General features: G+C 71.8%; 13 protein-coding genes. 8 read left to right on the top strand and 5 right to left on the bottom strand.

Annotated elements, in window-relative coordinates:
• Nucleotides 1–19 precede the first annotated feature (19 nt).
• Complete coding sequence (locus VGX25_RS25265; protein WP_326920388.1) at nucleotides 20–967, top strand: helix-turn-helix domain-containing protein; 948 nt, start codon at nucleotides 20–22, stop codon at nucleotides 965–967.
• A 21-nt stretch (nucleotides 968–988) separates the two neighbouring features.
• Here the strand turns inward: VGX25_RS25265 and VGX25_RS25270 are convergent, their stop codons facing one another.
• Together VGX25_RS25270 and VGX25_RS25275 are read right to left on the bottom strand one after the other, a co-directional pair.
• On the bottom strand, nucleotides 989–2,173 hold the full coding sequence (locus tag VGX25_RS25270; RefSeq protein ID WP_326920389.1) for a hypothetical protein: 1,185 nt from the start codon (nucleotides 2,171–2,173) through the stop codon (nucleotides 989–991).
• Nucleotides 2,170–2,934 carry a hypothetical protein gene (locus tag VGX25_RS25275; protein WP_326920390.1) on the bottom strand — a complete coding sequence of 255 codons (765 nt, stop codon included), beginning with the start codon at nucleotides 2,932–2,934 and terminating at the stop codon, nucleotides 2,170–2,172. The genes VGX25_RS25270 and VGX25_RS25275 overlap by 4 nt, the downstream gene beginning before the upstream one ends.
• Before the next feature lie 243 nt (nucleotides 2,935–3,177).
• Between VGX25_RS25275 and VGX25_RS25280 the strand changes: the two genes are divergently transcribed.
• On the top strand, nucleotides 3,178–3,978 hold the full coding sequence (locus VGX25_RS25280; protein ID WP_326920391.1) for a hypothetical protein: 801 nt from the start codon (nucleotides 3,178–3,180) through the stop codon (nucleotides 3,976–3,978).
• A gap of 8 nt (nucleotides 3,979–3,986) precedes the next feature.
• On the opposite strand, the gene VGX25_RS25285 is transcribed toward VGX25_RS25280, so the two are convergent.
• Nucleotides 3,987–4,838: a hypothetical protein gene (locus VGX25_RS25285; RefSeq protein WP_326920392.1), complete on the bottom strand. Its 852-nt coding sequence runs from the start codon at nucleotides 4,836–4,838 to the stop codon at nucleotides 3,987–3,989.
• A gap of 142 nt (nucleotides 4,839–4,980) precedes the next feature.
• Between VGX25_RS25285 and VGX25_RS25290 the strand changes: the two genes are divergently transcribed.
• Nucleotides 4,981–5,412: an SRPBCC family protein gene (locus VGX25_RS25290; RefSeq protein WP_326920393.1), complete on the top strand. Its 432-nt coding sequence runs from the start codon at nucleotides 4,981–4,983 to the stop codon at nucleotides 5,410–5,412.
• A gap of 55 nt (nucleotides 5,413–5,467) precedes the next feature.
• On the opposite strand, the gene VGX25_RS25295 is transcribed toward VGX25_RS25290, so the two are convergent.
• Together VGX25_RS25295 and VGX25_RS25300 are read right to left on the bottom strand one after the other, a co-directional pair.
• Entirely contained in the window at nucleotides 5,468–5,710 is a 243-nt protein-coding gene (locus VGX25_RS25295) for a hypothetical protein (RefSeq protein ID WP_326920394.1), read from the bottom strand.
• 11 nt (nucleotides 5,711–5,721) lie between these two features.
• Nucleotides 5,722–6,777 (bottom strand): aldo/keto reductase, encoded by a 1,056-nt coding sequence (locus VGX25_RS25300; RefSeq protein ID WP_326920395.1) that lies wholly within the window; start codon nucleotides 6,775–6,777, stop codon nucleotides 5,722–5,724.
• Nucleotides 6,778–6,908: 131 nt separating this feature from the next.
• Between VGX25_RS25300 and VGX25_RS25305 the strand changes: the two genes are divergently transcribed.
• From VGX25_RS25305 to VGX25_RS25325, 5 genes are all read left to right on the top strand, one after another.
• Nucleotides 6,909–8,006: an NAD(P)/FAD-dependent oxidoreductase gene (locus VGX25_RS25305; protein ID WP_326920396.1), complete on the top strand. Its 1,098-nt coding sequence runs from the start codon at nucleotides 6,909–6,911 to the stop codon at nucleotides 8,004–8,006.
• Between the two features lie 60 nt (nucleotides 8,007–8,066).
• Nucleotides 8,067–9,626: a carboxylesterase/lipase family protein gene (locus VGX25_RS25310; protein ID WP_326920397.1), complete on the top strand. Its 1,560-nt coding sequence runs from the start codon at nucleotides 8,067–8,069 to the stop codon at nucleotides 9,624–9,626.
• Between the two features lie 90 nt (nucleotides 9,627–9,716).
• Nucleotides 9,717–10,988 (top strand): MFS transporter, encoded by a 1,272-nt coding sequence (locus VGX25_RS25315; protein WP_326920398.1) that lies wholly within the window; start codon nucleotides 9,717–9,719, stop codon nucleotides 10,986–10,988.
• 124 nt (nucleotides 10,989–11,112) lie between these two features.
• Entirely contained in the window at nucleotides 11,113–12,198 is a 1,086-nt protein-coding gene (locus VGX25_RS25320; protein ID WP_326920399.1) for a GNAT family protein, read from the top strand.
• The gene (locus VGX25_RS25325) at nucleotides 12,195–15,653 is read left to right on the top strand and encodes an indolepyruvate ferredoxin oxidoreductase family protein (RefSeq protein ID WP_326920400.1); all 3,459 of its coding nucleotides are present in this window, start codon (nucleotides 12,195–12,197) and stop codon (nucleotides 15,651–15,653) included. The genes VGX25_RS25320 and VGX25_RS25325 overlap by 4 nt, the downstream gene beginning before the upstream one ends.

Consider the following 15,653-nt stretch of genomic DNA (forward strand, 5'->3'; position numbering starts at 1 on the left):
TTTCTGCCACACTCATGACGTGCGTTCCGTCGTGGCGTTGGTTGGCCGGCGGGTGGCCGCGTTCGAGCTGGGCATCGTGTGCCAGGTGTTCGGGCTGGACCGGTCCGACGACGGCCTGCCGGTCTACGACTTCGCCATCTGCGGCCGGCGGCCCCGCGAGGTGCCCACGACGTCGGGCTTCCCGGTGCGGGTCACGCACGGCCTCGACCGGGTCGCGGCCGCGGACCTGGTGACCGTGCCGGCCTGGCCGACGCTGGACGAACCCATCGAGCCGGCCGTGCTCGACGCGCTGCGCACCGCCGCCGAGCGGGGCGCACGGATCCTGTCGGTGTGCTCGGGCGCGTTCGCCCTGGCCGCCGCGGGCCTGCTCGACGGCCGGCGCGCGGCCACCCACTGGCAGTTCGCCGACCTGCTCGCCCGGCGCTACCCCGGCGTCCGCGTGGACCGCGACGTCCTGTACGTCACCGACGGCCCGACGCTGACCAGCGCGGGCGCGGCCGCCGGCATCGACGCCTGCCTGCACCTGGTGCGCGAGCTGCACGGCGCCCGGACCGCCAACGAGCTGGCCCGCCGGATGGTCGTGCCCCCACACCGGGACGGCGGCCAGGCGCAGTTCATCGACCTCCCGATGCCCACCGCGGGGTCGGACCACACGCTCGCCGGGCTGCTCGACTGGATGGCCGCACACCTCGCCGAACCCCTGACCGTGCCCCGGCTGGCGACCCGCGCCGCGATGTCCCCGCGGACCTTCGCCCGCCGCTTCCACGCCGCCACCGGCACCACCCCGCACCGCTGGCTGCTCGACCAACGCCTGCGCCGCGCCGAGGAGCTACTGGAAAGCACCGACCTGCCCGTCGACCAGATCGCCGACCGGGCAGGCTTCGGCAGCGGCGACACCCTCCGCCACCACTTCACCGACCGCCGCGGCGTCAGCCCCGCCACCTACCGCCGCACCTTCCGGCACTAGCAACCCGGGCGTGTCTGGTGTTCATGTCCGGTAGGGGAGCCGGAACGCCGCGGCGGCCTCATCGACATCGACGATCGTGCCCAGGACCCGCTCAAGATCACCGATGGCCTCCGCGGGGCCGCCTCGGGTATCGGCGGACCACGGCGCGAAGTTCAGGGCGGTGATGTTGCTCCACGCGGTGGGCAGGTCCACCGGGCCTGGCCGCACGACAACGGGCGCGGCCGCGGCGAACCCGTGGTTCGCGGTCGGAGCCGAGATCGTGGTGGCGACCAGCTCGGCAAGGAAGCTCGGGATCGGGCGCTCCGCGGCCAGGGACACGCGGATGACGAACGCCCGGTCCGTGTACCGCCGGATGGCGTCCGAGATGAGCTCGTGCGCCGTGCGGGCGAACTCGTCGGGCGGCCGCGGAACGCTCCACACTCCGGTCGGCGGCGGGCCCTGCCCGGCAAGCCGGGCGAGGTCGGCGGCTCGGGCGGCGAGATGGGATCGCAGCCCAGGGCCGACCGCATAGGGAGCAAGCCCGACGGACAGCATGGCGTGGAACGGAAGCGTGGCCAGCTCCGTCCACAAAGGATCCCACGGCCGGTGCTCTGTGCCGAACGGGGTCACCGCGGTCAGCCACGGGTGGTGCGCGTCGTCCCGGTTGGTGCGCTGCACCGTCAGCCGTTTGCGAACCTCGACGACTCCCTCGCCGTGCGGCCGGAACGGCGTGAGGATCCCGCGGGTCTCGGCTTCCTCGGTCACCGGCGCCGCGGTGACCCGGCTGGGCAGCACCCCGAGCCGGGCTCGCAGGGCGGCGACGCGATGCTCCGCCTCGCCGCGATCCCGACCCGGGGCGCGCACGATCAGGAACCCGTCGAGACCCGAGTCGCCGGGCCGGGTGAGGTAGCGCATCTCGATGGCGGCTTCGACCTCGGCCAGCGGCGCCCAGCACGAGCGCAGCCAGCCCGAGTCGTCGGGCACCGGGGTGGTCCGCCCGCCGTCGTGGACGTGCACGTCGCCGTGCACCACGCCGGCCTGGACGACGGTGTGGGCCGATCCGGAGTGTACATTGTGGACGGTGGTGGCCGGCCCGGTCGGCGCGGCACGGCGCTTCGGCCCGTCGCGGCCGTCGCGCGGGTTCGCCGCCACCGGAACGACCCGGCTCGCCGCCCAGGCCCACCAGCGGTCGGTGCCGTGGGTGGCGATCACCCCGGTCGGTGTCATGGCTGGGCAGGTGGTTGCGCCGGCCCCGGTGCGCCGCCGGGCTGGGGGGCGCTGGCGTAGGGCAGGCCCTCGATCGGCGGCATGCCGGAGGGAAAACCATAGCTTTCGGAGACGCTGACGCTCTGGACGGCGGTGTGCAGTGCTTCGCGACATACCGCGTGCACCGCCTCACGCATGGCCTTGAGCCGTTCCAGGTTCAGGATTCTCCCGATGGGATCGAGACTGGTGCCCCGGGAGGAGCTGTACTGGTGCAGGAGAACGGATCCCTTCCGCACCCGCCACATGGACCAGCCCAGGTACAAGCTGGTCCCGTAGCTGAACACCGAGACGTAGACGTAGTGGTAGCCGTCGACCAGAACCAATCGATTTCCGGTCGCACCGAACCCGGTCGGAGTTCGTTTGACGAGATAGTTGTGTATAGGAAGCCGACGTTCGCGCAACCTGCCGGCGATGTGACTGTAGACCGAATCGGCCGCCTCCGCTCGGCCCACGAGCAACGTGCACCATTCACTGATCGCCTCCTGCTTCTCGCTGGTGAGAAACAGCAGCCAGGACAAGCCGAACGCGATGACGGCGAGGACGGCTCCGATGATGAGAAGTGCGTCGCTGTCATCCCGCTGTGTCGACGTGAACGCGCCGGAGAGCCCGCCCGTGAAGATCCAGATGATGAGGAACAAGACAAATGTGCCGACGGCCGATCTCAACGATCGGCGCCACACCGCCCGAATCGTGTCGCCGCTGACCAGGTCGTCGAGCAGCAAATCCGTGGGTGTATGGCGGAGGGTCTTCCCGAGGTAGGTCGCGTCCCCGTCCACGCTCTCCGGGCGCGGTTCGGGAGAATCCGACATTATGGGGCCTCCTCGTGGATCAGCGGTGGGACGGACACCACCATCGACCGGATGGTCGAACATTAGCAGGCCACGCTATCTTGGGTGGCGATCCGGACGGCGTCCGGCCGGCTAGGCGTTCTGCCCCAGATTGGGCGGGAGAAGTTGAGGAGCGGCATGTTCGATCACAGCGAGTCCGTCGAGTTGCCACCGTATCGTGCGGTGCTCGTGGTCGACGCCAGGGCGTTCGGCAGCAATTCCGATCCCGACCAGGAACTGCTGGCGGAGGCCGTGCCGGATGTCGTGGCGCTTGCCTTCGAAAGGGCCGCGCTCACCCACGTGTGGGAGAACGCGTTGTTTCCACACAACACGGGCGACGGGATGGGGATCGGCTTCGACGTCCGCCATCTGCCGTCGGTAGTCGACCGGTTCTTCGACGCACTGCAGGATGTGCTGGCCGAGCGGGATCGTCGATGGCGGGCGCACGATCGCCGGGTGCGGTTGCAGCTTCGGGCGAGCCTGAACGTGGGCCCCGTGCGCGAGCCCGATGCCGGCGGCAAGTCCGCGGTGGTCGGCAGCACGGTGATCACGACGCACCGGTTGCTCGATTCGCCCCCGGTGCGCGCGGTGCTGACCCGGTCGGACCCGGAGCAGACGTTCCTGGCCGTCGTGTTGTCCCAGCGGGTGTTCGACGACGTGCTCGCCAGCGGGTACGCGCGGCTGCCCGCGTCCCGGGTGGTGCCGACGTTCGTCCGGGTGAAGGAGTTCGCCGGCACCGTGTACCTCTATGTGCCCAACCCGAGCGGCGACCTGCTCACCCACGGCATCGGCGAGTATCAGCAACAGCTCGACGCCGCTGCGGCGGCGCAGGCCGACCCGCAGCCGGGCTCGGTCACGAACACCATGACCGGCACGCACAGCGGACCCGCGATCCAGGTCGGCCACCTGCACGGCGGTCTCCACACCGGGCCGTCCTGACCGCGCGGTCACACCTGGGCGATCTGCACCCAATCCAGGTCGACCGGGGTGGCGCCGGGGACGGGCGCGACCCGGATCAGGTTGGCCCCGGCCGACAGTGGCACGCCGCGGAAGCCGTCGAGCCGGTACCAACCGAGGCCGGCGCCGGCCCCGAGGGTGACCACCCGGCGGGCGCCGTTGACGGTGACCTCCATCCGGCCGGTGGTGGAGCCGTCGTTGGCGTAGCGCAGGATCACCCAATGCTCGCCGGTCCGGCCGGCGGTGAAGGTGAACTCGGCGAACCCGCGCGGGGCGGTGTACCGCACGAACGCCTTGCCGGAGGCCAGGTTGTACGGGTTGTCGTCGCGGATCACCTGGGTGCCGGACAGCCGCCCGGTCTCCGCCTCCCGGGTCACCGCGTTGCCCCGCGGGTCGGTGGCCGGCCGCGCGACCACGAACAGGCTGTCGAACAACGTCACGTTGCCGGGGAGGTTCCCGTCGGTGGTGTGCGCGGAGACCTGTTGGTGGGTGGCGGTTTCGGTGGCCGGGTCGACGGGAACCGACCCCACGATGAGCTCGGCCGTGGTCTGTCCAGAAGGTACGGTGACCCGCTGCGGCAGCGTGTGGATCGGCCCGGAGTCGCGGAACTTGCGCATCTCGATCAGCGTGCCGCCGGCCGCCGCCGGCCGGTCGATCGTGAACGTGACGCGGAAGCTGTCCCCGGCGACGAGCTGGTAGTTGAAGTCGACCCTTGGCAGGTGCAGCACCATGGCGGTCAGCTCGGGCAGCACGGCCGCGCCGGCGGGCGACGCCGGGGCGACCGCGCCCCCGACGGCCAGCGTGCCGACGAGGAGCACGGCTGAGGTGCGTGCGGATCTCATCGCGCCGTGTCCTTCCCGATCGTGGCCCCCGCGCCCCTCACCGTATGCGCCGCACCGCTCACCAATCCTTACGACATTCTTGTGATCACTGCTAAGTTGACCGGGCCTTCGTTCGCCGCGGGGAAAGGACCGATGATCCGCGATGGCCGTCGACGTCCGGCCCAGCCTGCTGGTGCACCGCCCGCCGCGCGAGGTCGCCGCGTTCATGTTCGACCCCGCCAACGACCTGCGCTGGACCGGTGGGATCACCTCGAGCACCCCCGCCCGGCCCGGGCCGCTCGTCGAGGGCGCGACCGTCGTGCGGACCGCGAAGTTCCTCGGCCGCCGGTTCACCTACGGGTACACGGTCACCCGGCACGAGCCGGACCGGCTGGTCGAGCTGAAGGTGGACCGGCCGTTCCCGATGACCGTCCGCTACGAGCTCGAGGAACACGCCGACGGCACCATGGTGAGCATTCACGCGACCGGCAGTCCCGGCCGGTACTTCCGGTGGGCCACCCCGGTGATGGCCCGCCAGGTGCGCAACAGCATCGCCGCCGACCTTCGGCGGTTGCGCGCATGCCTGGAATCCTGAGCCGGGCGCTTCGACAGTCCATATCGGACACATGTCCCGGCCCCGGCCGGGCCCGTTACTCCTTGAGGCAGGTGATCCAGTAGTCGCCGGTGGAGTCCCGGTGGACGCCGTGGGTTTCGCTGGGGAAGCCGGGGAACCGGCGGTCGAAGGTCTCAAGGGCCCGCAGGTGGCGCAGGGTCGGTTCGTCGTGTTCGCCGGCGTTCTCACCGGGCATGAGGACGGGAATGCCCGGCGGCGTGGTGACGACCCGGGTGGCGCATGAGGGATGGCCCGACCAAATGGAAAGGTCGAATACCACGGGTGAATAGGTCAACGTCCGAGATGTGGGCCGAGCAGGGTCAGGTCGGCGGGGCCGAGCCGGTCGCTCGCCGTCTTGGCCTGGTGCCAGTACGGGTAGAGCAGCGGTGGCGCGCTCACCTCGTCCAGCCGGGTCCGTTCGGCCTCGGTGAGGGTGAGGTCGGCGGCGGCGAGGTTGTCGGCCAGTTGCTCATCGGTTCGGGCGCCGATCACCAGTGAGGTCACCGCCGGGCGGCCGAGGAGCCAGGCCAGGGTCACCCGGGCCGGGGACACGCCGTGGGCTTCGGCGATCTCGACGAGCACGTCGACGAGGTCGTACAGCTTGTCCTCGTCGCGCACCGGCGGCTCGTTCCAGTCGGTGAGGTGTCGCGCGCCCTCCGGTGGTTGCTGTCCCCGCCGGTACTTGCCGGACAGCAGCCCGCCGGCGAGCGGGCTCCACACCAGCACCCCCAGGCCCTGGTCGACGGCGATCGGGATCAGCTCGTACTCCGCCTCGCGCGCCTGCGGCGAGTAGTGGATCTGCTGGGCGACGAACCGGGTCGTGCCGAGCCGCTCCGCCGTGCCAAGCGCCTTCATCACCTGCCAGCCCGCGTAGTTGGAGCACCCGACATAGCGAACCTTGCCGGCGTGCACGAGGTCGTCGAGCGCTGACAGGGTCTCCTCGAGCGGCGTCCGGCCGTCCCACTCGTGCACCTGGTACAGATCGATGTGGTCGGTGCCCAGCCGGCGCAGGCTGGCCTCGCACTCCGCGATGAGGTGCTGCCGCGACAGGCCGGCGTCGTTCGGCCCGTCACCCATGGGCATCCGCGCCTTCGTGGCGACGAGCGCCCGGTTCCAGCGCCCCTTCATCACCTGGCCGAGAATCTCCTCGGCCAGGCCGCCGGAGTACACGTTGGCCGTGTCGACGAGGTTGACCCCGGCATCCAGCGCGCGGTCGACCAGCCGGGTCGCCTCATCGACCCCGGTGCCGCCCACCTTGGCGAAAACGCCGCGCCCGCCGAAGGTCATCGTGCCCATGGTCAACACCGAGACCCGGAGGCCGGACCTGCCCAGCTGCCGATACTCCATACCCGCGACCCTATCCCCGCCCACGGCAGGTGGCCGGAGGTGGGGACGTTCCCGGCCGGGGGCTGTGAAGATTTGGTGGAGGTGTTGTGGTGGCGGCGGAGTTGCCGTGCCGGCGGTCATAGCTTGGCGCCATGGAAACCGTGGACGTGCTGGTCGCCGGCGCGGGACTTGCCGGGCTGCGGACGGCGAGTTTGCTTGCGGGGCAAGGCTTCGACGTCCTGGTGTGTGAGCGACGCGCCCGGCTCGACAGTGGAATCCGCACCACCGGCATCTTCGTTCGGCGCACGTTCGAGGATTTCCCGTTGCCGCAACGGTGTCTCGGGCCGGCGGTGCGGCGCGTCGTGCTCTACCCGCCGTCGCTGCGGGCGCCGGTCGAGCTGGTCAGCACGCGGGACGAGTACCGCGTCGCCGACATGGCCGGGATCTACTCGGCCGCGCTGGGTCAAGCCAGGCAAGCGGGTGCCCGGGTGCGGCTCGGGGTCTCGTACCCGCCGGCGGGGGTTGCGGCCCGGTTCACCATCGGCGCCGACGGCGCCCGCTCGACCGTCGCGCGACGGCTCGGGCTCGACGTCAACCGGCACTTCATCATCGGTGCCGAGGAGGAGTACCCGGTCACCGGGGGCGCGCGGCCACCGACGTTTCACTGCGTGCTCGATCCGCGGCTGGCACCCGGCTACCTCGCCTGGCTCGTCGACGACGGGCAACGGGCGCACGTCGGGCTGGCCGGGCGGCCGGAGCGGTTGGCCGGGCCGCTGCCGCGGCTGCTGGGGTCGTTCGCCGCCGAGTTCCCGAACGTGCCGGCGCCCGCCGGACCGGTGCGCCGCCGCGGCGGGCCGATTCCCATCGGCGGCGTCCTGCGCAGGATCGCCTGCCCCGGCGGGCTGCTGGTCGGTGACGCGGCCGGCGCGGTGTCCCCGCTGACCGCGGGCGGCCTCGACCCGTGCCTGCGAATGGCCCAGCTGGCCGCCGCCGTCACCGGCGACTACCTGCGCACCGGCGACGCGTCGGCACTGCGGCGGCACTACGACGGCAGGGCGCTGCGCGCCCGGTTCCGCACCCGCCTGCTGCTGCGCCAGATCCTGTCCCGCATCGGCACACCGGGCACCGTCGAGGCCGCATTCAGGCTGCTGCGCACCCCGCCCGGCCGCGCGGCCGCGGCCCGCCTCATGTTCGGCGACGGTTCGTTCCCCGACATCCGGGTCTTCCCGTCCGTGGTCGCGGACGAATAAGTTGTTAATCACCACAAACCACTCCGGCGCCTGCGACGAGGCGGCCAAGGAGGGTCGACCATGCGGAACAGGATCGTTGTCGTCATGCTCGCCGGTGCGCTGGTGCTGCCCGTGGTGGGCGCCACCGCGGCTGCCGCCGATCGGCGCGGGCCGGTCGCGCGGACCGAGAGCGGGGTGGTCCGCGGTGCGGCTGCCGGCGGGGTGGACAGCTTCCTCGGTGTGCCGTATGCCCGGCCGCCGGTGGGGGAGCTGCGCTGGCGTCCGCCGCAGCCGGCGCAGCGGTGGGCCGGCGTCCGCGACGCCGTCGCCTACGGTAACCGGTGCCCGGCGGCGGCGAGCACCAACGGGCCGCGCTCGGAGACCGAGGACTGCCTGTACCTCAACGTGCAGCGGCCGGCTGGCGTCCACAGTGGACAAAAGTTGCCGGTGTACTTCTGGATCCACGGCGGCGGGTTGCAGAACGGCAGCTCCAACCAGCACGACGGCAGCCTGGTCGTGCGCCGCACGGGCGTGGTCGTGGTCACGATCAACTACCGGCTCGGCGCGTTCGGCTTCCTGGCCCACCCGGCGCTGACCGCCGAGGCCGGGCAGTCGGGCAACTACGGGCTGTTCGATCAGCAGGCGGCGCTGCGCTGGGTGCACCGCAACATCGCCGCGTTCGGCGGTGACCCGCGGCGGGTGACCATCGGCGGCGAGTCGGCCGGCGGCTGGTCGGTGTGCGCGCACCTGTCCGCGCCCGGATCCCAGGGTCTGTTCGCCGCGGCCATGATCCAGAGCGGCTCCTGCGCCAACCAGACACTGGCCGAGGCCGAGGCCGGCGGCACGACGGCCGCGCAGGCACTGGGCTGTGCCGATCCGGCCACCGCGGCGGCCTGCCTGCGTGCGGTGCCGGCCGGGCGGCTGGTCGACACCGGGGTGACCGCCCGGTTCGTCAGCGGTGTGCCGGCACTGCCCCGCAACCCGGACACCGCGGTGCGCACCGGCGCCTTCGCCCGGGTGCCGATCGTCATCGGCGCCACCCGGGACGAGGGCCGCACCTTCGCGCAGGGGTTCATCGGGCAGAACCGGGACCAGTACGAGGGGTTCGTCCGCGCGACGTTCGGCGCGCGGGCCGACGCCGTGCTTGCCCGCTACCCGTGGCCGGCCGACGCCGACACGTTCACCGCGGCCTACCTGGCCGGCGCGATCTTCACCGACTCCGGTCTGCTGGCCGGGATCGGCGGCTGCGCCAACCGGGAGCTCACCAGGGTGCTCGCCGGTTACACCCGGACCTACGCCTACGAGTTCGCGCACCGGACCGGGCCCGGCCTGACCCCGATTCCGGGCTACGTGTGGGGCGCCGGGCATGCCGCCGAGCTCGCCTACGTCTGGCCCAGCTTCGACAACGGCACACCCATCGCACCCACGTTCGACGCCGCCGAGCGCCGGCTGGCCGCGGACATGGTGGACGCCTGGGGCGCGTTCGTCCGCGACACCCGACCCGGGTCGGCCGGCCCGGCCCGCTGGCCGAGCTTCAGCCGCACGGCGCAGACGATGTCGTTGCGTGCCGGCGGGCACTCGCGGCTCGTCTCCGACTCCGACCTCGGCGCCGAGCACAACTGCGACTTCTGGACGGCCTAGCGGTCCGATGTGGACCGCAGGGGCCGCGTGCGGACAGACGTCTCCCAATGACCAAGTTCGGATTTGCGGGCGTGGACCAGACTGATGCGAATGCGGGACCGGGTGGTGGTTGAGGACGGCGGGCGGGCCGCCAGCTACCGGGATGTGTTCGCCGTCGGTGAGTTCCGGATCCTGTTCGGGACGCACCTGGTGTCGATCGCCGGGGATCAGCTGGCTCGGGTGGCGCTGGCGGTGCTGGTGTTCGACCGCACCGGTTCCCCGGCACTGGCGGCGTTGACGTACGCGCTCACCCTGATTCCCGAGCTGGCGGGCGGTCCACTGCTGGCCGGGCTGGCCGACCGGTACCCGCGCCGCACGCTGATGATCACATGCGACCTGATCCGGGCCGGGCTGGTCGCGATGATGGCGGTGCCCGGGATGCCACTGTGGCTGCTCGGTGTGTTGGTGCTCGCGGTGCCACTGGCCGGGGCGCCGTACAAGGCCGCCCGCGCGGCGATCATGCCGACGATTCTGGCCGGGGACCGGTACGAGGTCGGCATCGGATTGACCTATGCCGCACTTCAGGCCGGCATTCTCGGCGGGTACGCCGTTGGCGCCCCGCTGGTCGCGTGGTTGGGTCCCGAGTGGGCACTGCTGATCGACGCGGCGACCTTCGTCATGGCCGCGATGCTGGTCGCGTCGGGACTGGGGCCGCACCCGCCCGCGGCGACGGCGGGAGCCCGGCCCGCGGCGCTTGCGGCGTTCCCCGCGCTGGTGGGCCTGGTGTGGCGGGACCGGCGACTGCGGTACCTGCTCGCGTTCGGCTGCCTTGCCGGCTGCTACACCGTGCCCATCGGGCTGGCCGTTCCCTTCGCGGCGCAGGTCGGTGTCGGCACGGCCGCGGTCGGGCTGCTGCTGGTCGCCCATCCGGCGGGCTGCACGCTCGGCGCCGCGCTCATGACCCGGCTGGTACCGCCCGGCCGACGGCTGATCCTGCTCGGTCCGTTGGCCGTGGCCACCAGCGCGGTGCTGCTGCCCATCGGAGTGGTCCCCGGCCTGGGGATCGCGGTCGCGCTGTGCGCGCTGTGCGGGTTGCTGTCCGGGCACGACGCGATCGCCGTCGCGACGTTCACCAGGACCGTCCCGGTGGAACGTCGCGGTCAGGCATACGGGCTGGCCGTGGCGGTCGTGCGGGCGACCCAGGGACTCGGCGCCGCGCTCGCCGGCGTCGTCGCCCAGTTCAGCTCCCCATCGACCGCCATCGCGGTGTTCGCCGCGCTCGGCGTGCTGGCCGGGACCGCCGTGGCGGCCGGGTGGCGGCGAGTGCGGCCCCGCGGCGCAACACCGGCTGGTTCGGACAGGCTAACCGGCGCCGATCGGTAAGAATTTCCCTGCCGGACAACACATCGGGACTAACATGCGCTAGGAGTGCGGGTGTCCACGAGGCTGAACTGGTGGTGGTGAACGAGATGACGGCTCGTCAGCGCGTGTTCGACTCCGGACAGTCGTGAGCGGCGCCGATGCCGGGCTGGCCCGGCGGACGATTCTGGCCAGCGACGACATCCTGGCCCTTGTCGAACTGCTCGACGGCGAGCGCGAGGCCGTCCAGGCACAGTGCGACCACACGTTCGACCCCGATCCGGACGATCGGCCCATACCCCTTCAGGTTCCCAGGTTCTGGGCCGGTCTCATGCACCTCGAGACCGGCGAGCTGCTCGGCACGATGAGCTGGCGTCCCGTTCCCCACCTCGTCGCGCTGTCGGGCATCGGGTGGAATCAGGGCTTCCACCTGCTGCCGGCCGCTCGCGGCCGGGGCCTGAGCGCCCGCGGGGGTCTGTTGCTGGCCAGGTACCTGTTCGCCACCACCGAGGTGGACCGGATACAGGCCATGACCGACGCGGAGAACGTGCCCGCCCGGCGCGGCATGGAAAGCGCCGGCTTCCGGCTGGAAGGCGTGCTCCGCGGGATCGTGCGGCGCGGCGGCGAGAGCCGGGACTTGTTGGTGTACAGCCTGTTGCGCTCCGACCTGGAAACCGCCGACGGCGAGCGGGAGGTCCTCGCGCGGCGGGACGGCGTCGTGCTCGCGCGCGCCCGGCCGGACGATCACCGGGCGGTTGCGGCCGTGTCCGACGGCGCCTTCGCGCTCGACCAGGACGGCCGGTTGTCGCCGGAGGCGCCGCGGCAACCATTCCGCGGCGCGGTGCTCGACGCGGAGACCGGACGCCTGCTCGGAGTGGTCAGCTGGCACGCGGTGGGGTACGGCGGCACGTTCGGCTGCGCGGCCTGGAACATCGGCATCGAGGTGGTTCCCGACGCCCGCGGCCAGGGCGTGGGGACCACCGCGCAACGGTTGCTTGCCGAGCACCTGTTCGCCACCACCGGGCTGGACCGGGTGGAGGCGGGTATGGACGTCGACAACGTGGCCGAGCGGCGCGCCCTCGAGAAGGCCGGCTTCCAGCGGGACGGGGTGATCCGCGGCGCGTTGCTGCGCGGCGGCCGGCGGAGGGACTTGGTGCTCTACGGCATCCTGCGCACCGATCTGGACGACTCGAAGCCCGTACCCGGTCCCCGTCAGCCGCAGGCAAACGCGTGACGCCCGGCACGCCCGCGACCGAGGCGGCGAGCTCCCGCACGGGCTACTCCCTCGACGACCGCTACGAGTTGGCCGAGGGGACCGTGTACCTGACCGGGATCCAGGCGCTGGTGCGTATGGTCCGCGACCGGGCCTTGCTTGACCGGCGCCGCGGCCACGCGTCCGCGTCGTTCATCTCTGGCTACGAGGGCTCGCCGCTGGCCGGCTACGACCTCGAGCTGGCCCGCCGCAAGAGGATGCTGGACGAGGTGGCGGTGGTGCACCGGCCCGGCGTGAACGAGGAGCTGGCCGCCACATCGGTGCTGGGGTCGCAGCTCACGTGCCGGGTAGGACAGTCCATTCACGACGGGGTGACCGGCTACTGGTACGGCAAGTCCCCCGGTCTGGACCGGGCATCGGACGCCATCCGGCACGCGAACCTGGTCGGCACCGACCCGCGGGGCGGAGCGGTGGCCATCGTCGGCGACGATCCCGCGGGTAAGTCGTCCTCGGTCCCCAGCGCCTCGGAGGCCGCGCTCGCCGACCTGTGCCTACCCACGCTCGTCCCGGCCGACGCGCAGGAGGTGCTCGACTTCGGCCTCCACGCGCCGTTTCTGTCCCGGCTCACCGGACTGTGGTCGGCGCTCAAGATCGTGACCGCGGTCGCCGACGGCGCCAGCACGGTCACCGTCCACCCCGACCGGGTCGACCCGACCTACGGCGATCTGGTTCCCCGGCACCGCCCCGATGCCTACCTCGCCCCGCCCCACCTGCTCACCCTCGAACGTGGTCTGGCGTCCCAGCGCCTACCCCTTGCCGTCGAGTACGCGCGCCTCAACCGGCTCGACCGCGTCGTGACCAGTTCCCCGACCGACCGCATTGGGATCGTCGCCGCCGGCAAGACCTACCTGGACCTACGCCGGGCACTGCGGCTGCTCGGGCTCGACGACCATGCGCTGACCCGGTTCGGCATCCGCCTGCTCAAGATCGGGCTGATCTGGCCGCTCGACCCGCGCGTCGTCACGGAGTTCGCCGACGGCCTCGATGAGGTGATCGTCGTCGAAGAGAAGCGGCCATTTCTCGAGAGGGAGATCAAGTCCGTCCTCTATGGCGTCACCAACGCTCCCGCGGTCATCGGCAAGACCGATGTGGACGGACGCGAGCTGATCGACCCGATCGGCGAGCTGGACGCCGACCAGGTGGCCGGGGCGCTCGCCCGCCGGCTCGGCGACGCCCACGGCATCGCGCCGGCGCGCGCCTGGAAGGACGCCCGGCGCCCGGAACGCGTCAGCCTGCCGTTGCTCACCCGCACGCCCTACTTCTGCTCGGGCTGCCCGCACAACTCCTCGACAAGGGTGCCCGACGGCGTTCCCGTCGGTGGCGGCATCGGCTGCCACGGCATGGTCCTGTTCATGGACGACAAGCGGACCGGCGCCGTCATCGGCCTCACCCAGATGGGCGGCGAAGGCGCGCAGTGGCTGGGCATGGCGCCGTTCCTGGCCGACAACCACTTCATCCAGAACCTCGGCGACGGCACGTTCACCCACTCCGGCAGCCTCGCCATCCGGGCCGCCGTCGCCGCCGGGGAGAACATCACCTTCAAGCTGCTGTACAACTCGACCGTCGCCATGACCGGCGGGCAGGACCCGGCCGGCGGCCTGCCGATCGAGCGGCTCACGCGGTTGCTGCTGGCCGAGGGCGTCGCGAAGGTCGTTGTCACCACGGAGGACGAGCGCCGGCTGCGGAGACACCGGTTGCCCGCCGGCGTCGAGGTCCACGAACGCGGCGACATCGTTGGACTGCAACGGGAGCTGGCCCGCGTTCCCGGCGTGACCGTGCTCGTGCACGACCAGGAGTGCGCCGCGGAGAAGCGCCGCAAGCGCAAGCGCGGACTGATCGAAACCCCCAGGATCCGGGTCATGATCAACGAACGCATCTGTGAGGGCTGCGGCGACTGCGGCGAGAAGTCCAACTGCATGTCCGTGCACCCGGTCGACACCGAGTTCGGCCGCAAGACCCGCATCCACCAGTCGTCCTGCAACGTCGACTACGCCTGCCTCGACGGCGACTGCCCGGCGTTCGTCACCGTCACCCCGGGCACGGCGCGAAGCGCGCGGCCACGCGCACTCGACCTCGACACCGCGACGCTGCCCGATGCGCCGCCCGCCACCGTCGACGATTTCGCCATGCGCATCACCGGAATCGGCGGCACCGGGGTGGTCACCATCGCCCAGATCATCGGCACCGCCGCGACCATCGACGGCAGGTTCGTGCGCACGCTCGACCAGACCGGCCTCGCCCAGAAGGGCGGCGCCGTGGTCTCGGACCTGCTGATCACCAGGACCCCGTCGGAGGCACCGGCCAAGGTGAGCGCCGGCTCGTGCGACCTGTACCTCGTCTGCGATTCGCTCGTCGGCACCGACCCGGTCAACCTCAAAGCCGCCGCACCGGACCGGACCGTCGCCGTCCTGTCCACCACCGTGGTGCCCACCGGCCGGATGGTGGCCGATACCACCATCCGGTTCCCGGACGAGGAAACCGTTCGCGGCGCACTCGACGGCGCCGTCGCCCGCACCGTGGCGCTCGACGCCGGGCACCTGGCCGACCAGCTGTTCGGCAGCGAGCAGTACGCCAACATGATCATGGTAGGTGCCGCGTTCCAACTAGGACAGTTGCCGGTCACGGAAGCCGCGCTGGAACGGGCCATCACGCTCAACGGCGCCTCGGTCGCCACGAACATCCAGGCGTTCCGCCGCGGGCGCCAGGCCATCGCCGACCCGGACACGCTGTGGCGGGACATCGGCGGCCCGCCCGGCGACGCACCCACCGATGGCGGCGAACTCGCACGGCTCGTCACCAGTCGCACCGCCGACCTCGTCGCCTACCAGAACCCCACCTACGCCAGGGAGTACGCCGAGTTCGTGGCGAAGGTACGCACCGCGGAGGACATGGCGATGCCCGGCGCCACGGCGTTGACCGAAGCGGTGGCCGGCAACCTGCACAAGCTCATGGCCTACAAGGACGAGTACGAGGTCGCCCGGCTTCTGCTGGACGAGAGCTTCGACCGGGCCGTCCGCCGCGAGTACGGTACGGACGCCACGTACCGGGTCCGGCTGCACCCACCGGTCCTGCGTGCGTTGGGACTCAAGCGGAAGCTCTCACTCGGCCGCGGCTGGCGCCCGGTCTTCCGGCTCCTGTACGCCATGCGGCGCCTGCGTGGCACCCGGCTCGACCCGTTCGGCCACACCCCGGTGCGGCGCACGGAGCGCCAGCTCGTCGCGGAGTACCGGCGGGAGATCGAGGACCTACTGCCACACCGGACCCCCCGCGCGGCGCCGACCGCCACTAGGCTGGCGAGCCTGCCAGACATGATCAGAGGCTACGAACAGATCAAGCTGGACAACGTCCGCCGCTACCGCGCGGAACTGGCCCGGCTACGCGAGGAACTGGCTGAGCCGCCGCTCCGGACGCGGTAA

It is taken from the genome of Actinophytocola sp. (genome assembly GCF_035942955.1).
Classification (GTDB): domain Bacteria; phylum Actinomycetota; class Actinomycetes; order Mycobacteriales; family Pseudonocardiaceae; genus DASYTH01.

Coding starts and splice junctions, on each gene's coding strand:
- VGX25_RS25270 (WP_326920389.1), bottom strand. CDS start 2,173: ATGACACCGACCGGGGTGATCGCCACCCACGGCACCGACCGCTGGTGG.
- VGX25_RS25280 (WP_326920391.1), top strand. CDS start 3,178: ATGTTCGATCACAGCGAGTCCGTCGAGTTGCCACCGTATCGTGCGGTG.
- VGX25_RS25285 (WP_326920392.1), bottom strand. CDS start 4,838: ATGAGATCCGCACGCACCTCAGCCGTGCTCCTCGTCGGCACGCTGGCC.
- VGX25_RS25290 (WP_326920393.1), top strand. CDS start 4,981: ATGGCCGTCGACGTCCGGCCCAGCCTGCTGGTGCACCGCCCGCCGCGC.
- VGX25_RS25300 (WP_326920395.1), bottom strand. CDS start 6,777: ATGGAGTATCGGCAGCTGGGCAGGTCCGGCCTCCGGGTCTCGGTGTTG.
- VGX25_RS25305 (WP_326920396.1), top strand. CDS start 6,909: ATGGAAACCGTGGACGTGCTGGTCGCCGGCGCGGGACTTGCCGGGCTG.
- VGX25_RS25310 (WP_326920397.1), top strand. CDS start 8,067: ATGCGGAACAGGATCGTTGTCGTCATGCTCGCCGGTGCGCTGGTGCTG.
- VGX25_RS25315 (WP_326920398.1), top strand. CDS start 9,717: ATGCGGGACCGGGTGGTGGTTGAGGACGGCGGGCGGGCCGCCAGCTAC.